The organism is Paraburkholderia caffeinilytica (genome assembly GCF_051027425.1).
Taxonomy (GTDB): domain Bacteria; phylum Pseudomonadota; class Gammaproteobacteria; order Burkholderiales; family Burkholderiaceae; genus Paraburkholderia; species Paraburkholderia caffeinilytica_A.
This window is the reverse complement of sequence record NZ_CP186552.1, coordinates 1,063,948-1,076,274: the sequence shown is the minus strand read 5'-3', so window position 1 is coordinate 1,076,274 and position 12,327 is coordinate 1,063,948. Positions and strand designations below refer to the sequence as shown.

The window sequence follows — 12,327 nt, the reverse complement described above, 5'->3', positions numbered from 1 at the left end:
TGGTGTGCCCATCACATTTCCGGCAAAAAAAGCGTGGGACATCAATCGAGAATCTGCCGCCAGACAGCGAGTTTCTGCTCGAACGACAGCATCGCGTTTGCCGGGCTGGACGAAGGCAGCACGAGCGTTTCATAGCCCGCCGACCCGATTACCTCCGCAAACCGCCCCGCCGTCTTCCCGTTGAAGCACACCTTCTTCAGTTGCGGCGCATGCTCGCGCAGCGCATCGAAATCGTTCGGCTTCGCATTGCGGATCGCCGAATCGAGACTGCCTTCGCGATGGCATGCGGCGAGCACGTCCCAGATGCCGATACCGTGCTTCACCACGCGTTCGAGCCGGGCGTCATAGGTAAGCTCGTGCAACCCCGCCTCACCGAGCACCGCCCCCAGCAAACGCCAGAACTGATTACGCGGATGCGCGTAATACTGGGTCGCCGCGAGCGAGGCTTCGCCGGGAAAGCTGCCGAGAATCAGCGTATGCGTATCCGTCGCGACGACGGGAGGAAAGCCGCGCAGCATCAGCGCTTCACCTTGTTGTCCGATGCCGGCGCGTGGCCGGATTCTCGCGTGTCCCGCTCGCGTTCGGAAAGGTGTTCCTGCTCCGCGCGCGGCACGCCATGGGCGCGCGACGCCGTATGTTCGAGCGGCCGGCCATGCTCCCGTATATGCGTGCGCTGCGGCGCGTGCGCGGACGCCGGGTGTGCAGACGGCGAAAGCGCCGAAGACGCCAGATGCGCCCACAGTGCGGGCAACATGCATTCGGTGACCATCAACGGCTCACCATGTCGCTCGAACACCGAACGGCGTGCGACCAGCGCATGCGGCGGCATGCCGCCGATTTCACGCACAGCCAGCCGGTACAACGAATGACGCGCCGTCAGTCTGCGACTCACCAGCGAAGAACGCGCGACGCTGCTATCGCTGTACAACAACTCGGCCAGCGGCCGCGTGCGCAACCGGCGCGTAGCCTGCCATACGCCGACGCTTGCGGCCAGCGGCGCAATGCTGTGCGCCGCGACAAACGGCACGCCGTCCACCGATAACACCACCTCCCGAACCCACACAGGCGCGCGCGGCACGAGATCAAGCGCGGCATGCTCGTCAGCCCACGGCAGCGCGACGGCTTCGCGCGTCACGCGCACCGCGACAACGCCGAGCGTACGCAGATGCGCGGTCAGCGATCCGCCGCGGGTCAACCAGTCTTTCTGGGCGGCGCTAAAGCAAGGCAGGGGCGCGACACGCCAGTGGGCGTCGGCGGCATCGAAACGGATAGGCATGGTGTCGGATTATAACGGCGGCGCCGTGAGGCGTTTGCCAGACGACTACCAGCCACGCCCACGCCCTTCCGTCAGGAAATTCAGTTGGCAACTACCCGGATGCTGGACTACCTGAATCACATGACCGAATTCAGATATATCCGATTTTCCCCGGCCTGTGACGCGCGATACAACCTTCGTGCTTAACGAAGTCGGCGGTCCGCCCGCGGTTGAAGGGCGTGCCATGTGATCGGATATTGAAGGAGAAAGAGAGACATGAAAACGTTCCTGGGCGCAACTGCTTGCACGATGTCTGTCCTGCTGATGGCTGGTTGCACAGCCCCGCTGAACCGCGATACGGAAACATCGCTAAACAAAGCGGTCGGCATCGAGGTGACGCCGGTCGCCAACGGTGTGTCCGTCAAACTGCCCGAATCCGCGTTGTTCGAATTCGGCAAATCCGAAGTGCGCGGCGACGCGGTCGCGGTGATCAACCGTTCCGCCGTTCTGCTCAATCGCAGCGGGAAGCCGGTGTTGGTCGAGGGATACACGGACAACGTCGGCACGCTCGACTATAACCAGCAGCTTTCGGAAGCGCGCGCCACGGCAGTGGGCTACGCGCTGGTGGCGCGTGGCGTAGCGTTGAACCGGATCCGCACGAAGGGCTACGCGTACAACAATCCGGTGGCGAGCAACGACACGCCCGAAGGGCGCACGCTGAATCGCCGCACCGAGATCGTCGTGCGTGGGGAAACGATGGATACGTTGATGGGACGGAAGTAGGCGTTGGCGAGTGCAGATCATTCGTAGACGAGTAGACGAGAATTCGGGGGCGCGTCCCGCGCGCCCGATTCAGCTTGCAACATGGCGGCGAATAACTCCGTCGTGTCGGAACTACTGACGTTCGAAAGGACGTTTTTTTCCACTAGATCTACTCGCGAGAAAGTGTCATCGCGTTCAGGCGTTCCACCACGCGCTCAATCACCGGCGCCCACTCGCCCGGGGCCGGCTGTCTGAACAACTCAAGGGAGTCATACCAGGGCTGCGCCTCCTCATTGCCCCAGGACCAGTGCGACACATGATCCAGCATTGCCAGCACCGGACGTCCCAAGGCGCCGGCTAAATGCAATGGCGCGCTGTCGATGGTCAGCAGCGCATCGAGCGCAGTGAGATGCGCGGCAACGTCGTCGAATCCTGACTCGTAATGCCCGGTCAGATCGTGAACGCGATAGCCGTGTGCCGTCAAAACCGTCACGTCGGCGCTACGGCCCGGCGTCAGCGGATGAAATACAACCCCGGGTAGCGACAGCACCGGAGCCAACGCCGCAAGTGGAATCGACCGCTTCGCGTCGCGCCGATGAGTCGGGCTGCCGGACCACACGAGCCCGATATGCAGCGCTGCGTTCTCCGCACAGGCGCTCACCCGCTCGCGCCATACCGCCACGCTGTCTGCATCCGCGTGCAGATACGGCGCGCCGCTCACCTGATCGGGCAATAGTCCCAGCTTGTGCGGCATGGTCATCATCGGCAAAACGAAGTCCGCCTTGCAGCCGATGCCGTCTTCGATCGCCACGCAATCGGTATAAAACCGCCTCAACAAACCCAGCAACGGACGACGCACGGCCAGCACCAACCGGCCGCCTTCATCGCGCACGCGCGCCGCCAGCGCCGGGACGAATCGAACCATATGGATGTCATCGCCGTTGCCCTGTTCGCTGTGCACGACCAGCGTCTTGCCGGCAAGCGGTTCACCCCGCCAGCGCGGTCCCAGTTTCGCCATGACGGTCACAACGTTATTCGGTTCACGGTCGCCACGTGTGAGCCGCGCCTCGAAACGCGGCCATGCGGTCGACCATGCACCGCGCCGCAATTCGAGGTCGGCCAGATCGACGGCCGCCTGTACCGTGGAAGGATCGATGACGAGCGCTGCATGCAGCGCCGCTTCGCTGTCGTCAAAGCGCGCCTGCTCGGCGAGATACATGCCAATCGCGGCCAGCACCGCTGCATCGCCGGGCATGGCGGCATCGACAGCGCGCATGGTGGCCTCCGCCGCGGCGGCGTCGTTGCACTGCCATTGCGCGTGGCTCAGTTGCCAGGCCATTTCGGCATCAGCCGGGTTGCGCGCGAGCATCTCGCGACAAACGCGTTCGACCGTGGACCAATCGCGTATCTCCCGGAACGCTAGCGCGAGTTGCAATGGCAGCGCGGGATGAATCGCCGGATCGAGTGCATAGGCCCGCAACAATGCCGCGCGGCGCTCGGATCGCGCGTCCGCATCCGGCAACGCTGCTAGCGAAAGCGCCAGCCACCACGGCGCGAGCGCGTCGTGCGGCGCGTGCCGCTCATAAGCCCGCAACATGTGCACCGCCGCCGAATGGGCGCCGCAGCGGTCGATCAACCAGACGATCCATTCGACTGTCGCAGCCGGCGCCTGCGCGATTACAGCCAGTTCGCTGTTGCGCTGCGCGGACTCAGCACGGCCGAGCGCGTCGGCGAAAAGTGCCACGCGGGCATGACGTTCGCCGTTCTCCGACACTTGCGCTTGCGATGCACTGTGATACGCCGCTTCGAAACGCCCCGCACTCGCGCACAGGTCCGCGTGCAATTGCGGCGTGACGCCCTCTGCAATGAATTCGAGGGCTCGCCGTTCGGCTGCGTCGAAGCCTTGCTCGCGCAAAATCGACCACAGCAGACACACGGGATCGGCAGGTTTCACCACAGTGGAATCGGACATAGGAATACAGAGAGGTTGTCGTATGCAGGAACGCGTAATCGCAGAAATCAGACTCGGTGCATAAAGGGCTTAAGGATTGCCAATAATCCTTTACTCATCCGAATTTCGATCGCGCAGCATAAGACAAATACACGTTTTTATATCCCATAAATCAATCTCAATTTAGTTTTCTTGAACCCATTTGATTAGTTAACCATAATTAATTTCCGGCCGATATCTGACGACACGCCAGGTCATCCGGATCGACAACAAGCGAATAGGAGTAACGGTTGAATACTACGAACTCGAAAGAAACGTCTGATCGCATCGCCCATCTGGCTGCAGTCGTCTTGCGGCGTCCTGGCGCCTTGCATCAGGAAAAGGAACTGGCCGGTTCTGCGCTCGCGCAGCATCACACGTCCAAACAAACCAGCACGACGATCGGCAGCCTCGCGGCGAAAGTACTGGCCGACCATCATTCCTGTATCGAAGCAAAGGAACTGGCGGGCTCGGTGCTTTCGCAAGTGCGCCATTTGCACGGGCAGGCGTCCGCTCACTAAAACCTTTCCACGGCCCATCCGGGTCCCGGCGAAAAATCTTCACCGGAGAGCCGGACGATAAGGCGCTGGGCAAAAAAAATGCGCTGCCGAAGCAGCGCATTTTTCAATCACAAGCGTCAGAGCGACGCCGATCCAAGCTCAATTCAAGGCCTGAAACTCAACCTGCGCGCGCCAGCAACAACGCGTTGGTGCGCTTCACGAAACTAGCCGGATCCTCCAGCGCGCCACCTTCTGCGAGCAGCGCCTGATCGAACAACAGATGGCACCAGTCGTCGAAATTCGCGCTGTCCGCATGCAAGCCCTTCACCAGCGCATGCTCCGGATTCACTTCGAGAATCGGGTGGAACGACGGCGCGTCCTGCCCGGCGGCCTTCAGCATACGTTGCAGGTAGCCGCTCATTTCGCCGTCGTCCGCCACGAGGCAGGACGGCGAATCGGTCAGGCGGAACGTCAGGCGCACGTCCTTGGCCTTGTCCTTCAGCGCTTCTTTCATCTTGTCGACGAGCGGCTTGAATTCCTCGCCGACCTTTTCCTGCGCCTGCTTTTCTTCGTCGTTCAACGCGCCCAGATCGAGATCGCCGCGCGCGACGCTTTGCAGCGGCTTGCCGTCGAATTCGTTCAGGAACGACAGCATCCATTCATCGACCCGATCGGTCAGCAGCAGCACTTCCACGCCCTTCTTGCGGAACACTTCGAGATGCGGGCTGTGGGTCGCGGCCTGCCAGGTGTCGGCGGTCACGTAGTAGATCTTGGTTTGCTCGGGCTTCATCCGCGCGACGTAATCGGCCAGCGACACGGTCTGCTCCGACGATTCCGTATGCGTCGACGCGAAACGCACCAGCTTCGCGATACGCTCGCGATTGGCGAAATCTTCGCCGATGCCTTCCTTCAGCACCTGGCCGAATTCCTTCCAGAAACCGGCGTACTTTTCCTTATCGGCGTCGTTTTCCGAATTCGCCAGTTCTTCGAGCATCGACAACGAACGCTTGGTCACACCTTCGCGGATCGCCTTCACGTCGCGGCTTTCCTGGAGGATTTCGCGCGACACGTTCAACGGCAGATCGGCCGAATCGACCACGCCCTTCACGAAACGCAGATAGCCCGGCAGCAATTGCTCGGCGTCGTCCATGATGAACACGCGCTTCACGTACAGCTTCAGACCGGCGCGATGATCGCGATTGAACAGGTCGAACGGCGCATGCGTCGGCACGTACAGCAGTTGCGTGTATTCGCTGCGGCCTTCCACGCGGTTATGCGTCCACGTCAGCGGATCCTGATGATCGTGCGAGAGATGCTGGTAGAACTGCTTGTACTGTTCTTCGGTGATGTCGTTCTTCGAACGGGTCCACAGCGCACTCGCCTGGTTGACGGTCTCGTCCTCGTCCTTCGTGACCATCTCGCTCTTTTCAGCATCCCACTCTTCCTTCGCCATCAGGATCGGCAGCGCGACGTGATCCGAGTACTTCTGGATGATCGACTTCAGACGATGCGACGACAGCAGCTCGTCTTCATCGGCACGCAGATGCAGCGTGATGGTCGTGCCGCGCGCGGCGCGTTCGATCTGCTCCACCGCGAAATCGCCCTCGCCCGCGCTTTCCCAGCGCACGCCTTCCGAGGCCGGCAAACCGGCGCGGCGCGTTTCGACCGTGATCTTGTCCGCGACGATGAAGCCCGAGTAAAAGCCCACGCCGAACTGGCCGATCAGCGCCGCATCTTTCTGCTGGTCGCCGGAGAGCTTGCCGAAGAATTCCTTGGTGCCCGAGCGCGCGATCGTGCCGAGGTTGGCGATCGCTTCGTCACGGCTCATGCCGATACCGTTGTCGTCGAGCGTGATGGTGCGCGCGGCCTTGTCGTACGACACGCGAATCCGCAGATTCGGATCGTTTTCGTACAGCGCGCTGTTTTCGATCGCTTCGAAGCGCAGCTTGTCGGCCGCGTCGGACGCGTTCGAAATCAGCTCGCGCAGAAAGATTTCCTTGTTGCTGTACAGCGAATGGATCATCAGGTGCAGAAGTTGTTTAACTTCTGCCTGAAAGCTCATGGTTTCTTGTGCCATGGTCGGACTTCCTCTCTGTTACGAATGGGGTTCTAGTCAGGCGTGGCGCACGGCCGCGAGCCGCTTGGGTCGCTGGGGCAGCCCGGGCCGCCCGGGCCTTGCCGCTGGGACGCCGGCCACCGGCCGCCGGGATGCCGGCCACCGGAATGCCGGCCACCGGAATGCCGGCCACCGCGATGCCGGATTGCCGTATCGCCGCTAAATTGGGGCAGCCCGGCGCGGTTTCAAGAGGCGCGCCTCGCGACGCTATCCAGATAGCGGCACAGGAACGTCGACAGTTCAGGATCGCCGCAGTTGGCGATATTGAAGCGCATCCACGTGGTCGGCGACTGTAGCGGGGAAAACAGGCTCCCGGGCGTCAGCAGAAAACCTTCTTCGTGACCGGCGGCCGCGAGCGCGCTCGCGTCGACGCCGGTATCGGCCCACAGGAACATCCCCGCCGACGGCGTCAGGAACAGCTTCATACCGGTCTTCTCGAGCATTCGCACGGACTTTTCGCGCACGCCGTCGAGCCGCGCGCGCACCCGCTCGACGTGCCGGCGGTAATGGCCCTCGGTGAGAATCTTGTAGAGCACGCGCTCGTTCAGTTCGGGGCTTGTCATGCCGACCAGCATTTTCTGATCGCTGACCGCCCGGGCCACCTCCGGCGCGCAGGCGATAAAACCCACGCGCAGATTCGGCGCGAGCGTCTTCGAAAAACTGCTCAGGTAGATCACGCGCTTCAACTGGTCGAGGCTCGCGAGACGCGTGCCGGGATGGCCCGGCGGGCACAGATCGCCGTAAATATCGTCTTCGACGAGGATGAAATCGTAAGCCTCGGCGAGACGCAGAATTCGGAACGCCTGCGCGGCCGTGAGCGAGGTGCCGGTGGGATTCTGCAGCACCGAATTGATCACCAGCATTTTCGGCCGCCAGGTCTCCACGAGCGATTCGAGCGCATCGAGGTCCGGCCCATCCGGCGTATACGGCATGCCGACCAGCCGCGCGCCCTGCGACGCGAAGCGCCCAAACATCTGAAACCACGCCGGATCGCCGACGATCACCGCATCGCCCGGTTTCACGTAAATCCGCGAGATCAGGTCGATCGCCTGGGTAATGCCGGAAACCATCACGATCTGATCCGGCGAGGCGCCGATTTCCAGTTCCTCGAGCCGCGTCTGCAACTGCTGGCGCAGCGGCAAAAAACCCTGCGGCGTGCCGATGCCGAGCATCTGCGCACCGCTTTGCCGGCCCAGCGTGCGCAGCGCGTTGGTAATCAGATCGCCGTCCAGCCAGCGCCCCGGCAGGTAGCCGAGACCCGGGCTGCGCTCAGGGCGCGCGCCCGTATGCAGCATATTGCGCAGCAGCCAGACGACGTCGATTGTGGCGGGCGCGGGCGCCGCTGCGGCGATCGTGCGGATCTCGGCCGTCGGCGCAACGGCCAATCGCTCGCGCACATAGAAACCGGAGCCGCGCCGCGATTCCAGATAACCCTGCGCCACCAGCCGCTCGTACGCCTCGACCACGGTGAAACGCGACACGCCTTTGTCGAGCGCGAGCTTGCGGATCGACGGCATCCGCATGCCGGGGCGGAACACGCGCTCCTCGATGCGGCGGCACGCCCACTGGACGAGCTGCTCAACCAGCGTCAGCGACGCCGTATCGTGCGGGGTGGGAATCTGGGCAAGCGGGACGGACATAGCGGGCTCCAACTGTACCGAACGGTATCGAATCGATTGTACCGTTACTGTGCCGGTCGCCGCCGTTACATTTAAGGCTACTTTTAAGACAAGCAACGGATGACGAAGCGGCTCAAGCACCATGCACGGCGCGCGAGCGACCTTGGGCAAAACCCGCCCGAACGCCATCCGCCTGGCCCGCCGACCCGGCAAACGGTTATGCTTACGACCCCGGCAACGCCGCTGCCGCATCCGGCGCGCATTCCGGCTTACCGCAGAAACCGTTTTCCCGATTCGCCATGACCGCCCATTTGCTCCATCTCGATCACCTCGTGATTTCCGCCCGTACCCTCGACGAGGGCACGCAGTACGTCGCCGACACGCTCGGCGTTGCGCCGGCGGGCGGCGGCGCGCATCCGCTGATGCGCACGCACAATCGCCTGCTGAACCTGTGGGGCGGCGTGTATCTGGAGGTGATCGCGATCGACCCGCAGGCCGCGGAACCCGCGGAGGGCGTCACGCCTCGAGCCCGCCTGTTCGCCCTCGACGACCCGGCAACACACGCGCGGCTCGAAAAAGGCCCGTTCCTGTCGCATTGGGTTGCCCGGGTCGACCGGCCAAAGCGGCTCGCGGCGTGGCAAACGCAGTATCCGCAGCGCATCCCGCCAATCGTGCCGATGACGCGCGGCGATTTCACATGGGGCCTGTCGGTACCGGACGACGGCGCCTTCCCCACGTGGCAAGGCGCTGGCGACGGCGCGCTGCCCTCGCTGATCCAGTGGGACACACCGCGGCATCCGTCGGCGGTCCTGCCGGAAACGGGTATTGCACTGAAAGCTTTGAAAGCCGCACACCCGCAAGCCGATGCAATCGCGGCGCAATTGCACTGGCTGGGCGCGGCACACCTGATCGCACTCGAGCCCACGGAAGGAGCAGCCGCGCTCGTCGCCGAATTTGAAACACCCGAGGGTCTACGGACCCTTAAATAAGCAGCGCGCGCGGGTCGTCAACTCGCGCGATAATTGAAGTTTTGACCGGTTCCAGACACACCAGCAGAGGAGACCATGGACCAAAGCGACTTGAAAGCCCCCACGTGGCAACTGTCCGAACGCGCACGCAAGCTCACGAGCTCGGCGATTCGCGAGATCCTGAAGGTCACGGAACGGCCCGAAGTCATTTCGTTCGCGGGCGGCCTGCCCTCGCCGGCCACTTTCCCGGCCGAACGCATGCGCGAAGCATCCGACCGCATTCTGCGCGACGCGCCCGCCGCGGCGTTGCAATACAGCGCAACTGAAGGCTATCTGCCGCTGCGCGAATGGATCGCGCAACGCTATTCGGTGAACGGCGCGCAAATTCGCCCTTCGCAGGTATTGATCACCACCGGCTCGCAGCAAGCGCTCGACCTGCTCGGCAAAGTACTGGTGTGCCCGGACAGCCCCGTGCTGGTCGAAACGCCGACTTACCTCGGCGCGCTGCAATCGTTCTCGATGTACGAACCGAGCTACGTGCAGGTGCCGACCGACGAGCACGGCCTGATTCCCGAAGCGCTTACACCTGAACTGACGGCCGGCGCACGCCTCCTGTATGCGCAACCGAATTTCCAGAATCCGACGGGCCGCCGCCTGCCGGTCGAACGCCGCCGCGCACTGGCCGCGTTTGCGAAGACCGCGCCGTTCCCGGTGATCGAAGACGATCCCTACGGCGCGCTCGACTACGCGGGCGAACCGCTACCCACCATGCTGTCGATGGCGCCGGATCACATCGTCCATCTCGGCTCGTTCTCGAAGGTGCTGGCGCCGGGCCTGCGGGTCGGCTACATCATTGCGCCGGAAGAGTTGATCTTCAAGCTCGTGCAGGCCAAGCAGGCCACCGATCTGCACACGCCGAGCTTCACGCAACGCATCGTGTACGAAGTGATCAAGGACGGTTTCCTCGACACGCACGTGCCGACCATCCGCGAGCTGTATCGCGATCAATGCGCGGCGATGCTGGTCTCGCTCGAACGCTACATGCCGGAAGGCGTCAGCTGGAATCGTCCGGAAGGCGGCATGTTCGTGTGGGTGAATCTGCCCGCGCAGATCGACAGCATGAAGCTGCTCGAGGAAGCCGTCGCGCAGAATGTCGCGTTCGTGCCGGGCGGTCCGTTCTTCGCGAACGAAGCGCAGCACAACACGCTGCGCCTGTCGTTCGTCACGGTGCCGCCGGCCAGGATCGACGAAGGCGTGTCGCGTCTCGCGGCGCTGATCCGCGCGAAGGTTTAAGCTATCCCGGCCCAGCCCGCGCCACCGAATTCCACTACTGACCAAGGACACACCATGGCTCAAACGAATGTGTATGACAAGCTTAAGGAACTGGGCATCGAACTGCCGGTCGCAGGCGCGCCCGCAGCCGCCTATGTGATGAGCGCGCAAAGCGGCAACACGGTGTACCTGTCCGGTCACATCGCGAAGAAGGACGGTAAGGTATGGGCCGGCAAGCTCGGCGCCACGCTCACCACGGAAGAAGGCAAGGTCGCCGCGCGCGCCATCGCGATCGACCTGCTCGCCACGCTGCACGCGCATGTGGGCGACCTGAACCGCGTTACGCGTATCGTCAAGCTGATGAGCCTCGTCAACTCGACGCTCGAGTTCACCGAGCAACATCTGGTAACCAACGGCGCGTCCGAACTGATCGCCGACGTGTTCGGCGAGCGCGGCAAGCATGCGCGCTCGGCGTTCGGCGTGGCGCAGATTCCGCTCGGCGCATGCGTCGAAATCGAGATGATCGCCGAAGTCGAATAACGCACGCCGACAGCTTCGGCGGGCAGTTCGCCGAAGCTGTCGTCCCAGGCGTACTGAACGCGTCGCGAGGTGTCGGTCACCCGCGGCGCGTTTTGCATTTGTGGCGAGGTGGAACGTTCCTTTGCCACCAGATAGAATCCGCGAAGCCCTCCCATCTGCCTGATTCGCCGGACCTCGCCCGATGCCTGCCAACACTGTTCGTTTTAAACAAGTCGACGTGTTCACGTCCGTGCCGTTCAAAGGCAATCCGCTTGCTGTCGTGTTCGATGCCGACGCACTCGATGCGGATCAGATGCAGGCCATCGCACACTGGACCAATCTGTCCGAAACAACCTTTCTGCTGAAGCCGACCGACCCGGCCGCCGACTATCGCGTACGTATCTTCACGACGCATGGCGAATTGCCGTTCGCCGGTCATCCGACACTCGGCACCGCACATGCATTGCTCGAAAGCGGGTACCAACCGAAGCAGGCCGGTAAGCTTCTGCAACAATGCGGCGTGGGTCTCGTCGAATTGCAGGCGCTGACTGAATCCGGATCGACCCACAACGCGCATAGCGGATGGGCTTTCGCCGCGCCGCCCGCGCGCGTCACGGCACTTTCCCAGGATCGGTACGCCGCGCTGGCTACAGCTTTGCGCAGTGACGCGATCGATTTCAGTGCAACGCCCTGCGCGGTCGACAACGGTGCGCCATGGCTCGTGGTCCGCGTCAATTCGGCGCGCGACTGCCTCGCGCTCGAACCCGATGCCGCTGCGCTCGCCGACATCGTGCATTTAATGGACACCCATGGTCTGGCGGTCTACGGCCCGCACGACGCTGACGGCCCGGCCACCTTCGAGGTGCGCTGCCTGATGGCGGGCGGCCGCTTCGGCGTCGGTGAAGACCCGGTAACGGGCAGCGCGAACGCCGCGCTCGCAGGTCTCCTGAGCACCCAGCAGTTGCGCCCCGGCTCACATTACACCGCCCGCCAAGGCACTGTGCTGGGTCGTGCCGGCGATGTTTCGGTGCACTACGACGACGCGGCCGGCAAGACGTGGATCGGCGGCCCATCGGTGACGATCGTCGACGGCACGTTCCGGCTGCCATGAACGGCGCGGCTCCCGATTGCCGGCCAGCCACCGCCGACCGGCAGCGAAATGCCGCCAGTGTCTCGCCGCTTCCGGCCTCGCTTAACCACAAAACGCCGCATCGCTTGCACGATTAATGCGCCATGCATGAAATGAGGCCTGGCACACCTGAATTCCGGATCCCGATGAATTACTCGAATACGACTGCCGGGCCGCGGCCCCATGGCTGGCCGCGC

General features: G+C 63.1%; 11 protein-coding genes. 6 read left to right on the top strand and 5 right to left on the bottom strand.

Annotation, left to right across the window (positions count from 1 at the left end; all coding sequences use genetic code 11):
* Positions 1-41: 41 nt before the first annotated feature.
* Positions 42-518 carry a DNA-deoxyinosine glycosylase gene (locus ACOSV0_RS04690; protein ID WP_434109053.1) on the bottom strand — a complete coding sequence of 159 codons (477 nt, stop codon included), beginning with the start codon at positions 516-518 and terminating at the stop codon, positions 42-44.
* Positions 518-1,276 carry a chorismate--pyruvate lyase family protein gene (locus ACOSV0_RS04685; RefSeq protein ID WP_434109052.1) on the bottom strand — a complete coding sequence of 253 codons (759 nt, stop codon included), beginning with the start codon at positions 1,274-1,276 and terminating at the stop codon, positions 518-520. Before ACOSV0_RS04685 ends, ACOSV0_RS04690 begins: the two co-directional genes overlap by 1 nt.
* A gap of 255 nt (positions 1,277-1,531) precedes the next feature.
* Between ACOSV0_RS04685 and ACOSV0_RS04680 the strand changes: the two genes are divergently transcribed.
* Positions 1,532-2,038, top strand: a complete 507-nt coding sequence (locus tag ACOSV0_RS04680) for an OmpA family protein (protein ID WP_434109051.1) — start codon at positions 1,532-1,534, stop codon at positions 2,036-2,038.
* A gap of 148 nt (positions 2,039-2,186) precedes the next feature.
* On the opposite strand, the gene ACOSV0_RS04675 is transcribed toward ACOSV0_RS04680, so the two are convergent.
* On the bottom strand, positions 2,187-3,989 hold the full coding sequence (locus tag ACOSV0_RS04675) for a hypothetical protein (protein WP_434109049.1): 1,803 nt from the start codon (positions 3,987-3,989) through the stop codon (positions 2,187-2,189).
* Positions 3,990-4,258: 269 nt separating this feature from the next.
* Between ACOSV0_RS04675 and ACOSV0_RS04670 the strand changes: the two genes are divergently transcribed.
* Positions 4,259-4,528, top strand: a complete 270-nt coding sequence (locus tag ACOSV0_RS04670) for a hypothetical protein (protein ID WP_434109048.1) — start codon at positions 4,259-4,261, stop codon at positions 4,526-4,528.
* A 157-nt stretch (positions 4,529-4,685) separates the two neighbouring features.
* On the opposite strand, the gene htpG is transcribed toward ACOSV0_RS04670, so the two are convergent.
* Both htpG and ACOSV0_RS04660 read right to left on the bottom strand, forming a co-directional pair.
* On the bottom strand, positions 4,686-6,584 hold the full coding sequence (htpG, locus tag ACOSV0_RS04665; protein WP_434109047.1) for a molecular chaperone HtpG: 1,899 nt from the start codon (positions 6,582-6,584) through the stop codon (positions 4,686-4,688).
* A 224-nt stretch (positions 6,585-6,808) separates the two neighbouring features.
* Positions 6,809-8,263 carry a PLP-dependent aminotransferase family protein gene (locus ACOSV0_RS04660; protein WP_434109046.1) on the bottom strand — a complete coding sequence of 485 codons (1,455 nt, stop codon included), beginning with the start codon at positions 8,261-8,263 and terminating at the stop codon, positions 6,809-6,811.
* 278 nt (positions 8,264-8,541) lie between these two features.
* Here ACOSV0_RS04660 and ACOSV0_RS04655 point away from each other — a divergent pair, with 278 nt between their 5' ends.
* From ACOSV0_RS04655 to ACOSV0_RS04640, 4 genes are all read left to right on the top strand, one after another.
* Positions 8,542-9,231 carry a VOC family protein gene (locus ACOSV0_RS04655; RefSeq protein WP_434109044.1) on the top strand — a complete coding sequence of 230 codons (690 nt, stop codon included), beginning with the start codon at positions 8,542-8,544 and terminating at the stop codon, positions 9,229-9,231.
* Positions 9,232-9,306: 75 nt separating this feature from the next.
* Entirely contained in the window at positions 9,307-10,503 is a 1,197-nt protein-coding gene (locus ACOSV0_RS04650) for a PLP-dependent aminotransferase family protein (protein WP_434109043.1), read from the top strand.
* A gap of 54 nt (positions 10,504-10,557) precedes the next feature.
* A complete protein-coding gene (locus tag ACOSV0_RS04645) occupies positions 10,558-11,022 on the top strand; it encodes a RidA family protein (protein ID WP_434109042.1) in 465 nt (154 codons plus the stop codon).
* Between the two features lie 181 nt (positions 11,023-11,203).
* Entirely contained in the window at positions 11,204-12,112 is a 909-nt protein-coding gene (locus ACOSV0_RS04640; RefSeq protein ID WP_434109041.1) for a PhzF family phenazine biosynthesis protein, read from the top strand.
* Positions 12,113-12,327 lie beyond the last annotated feature (215 nt).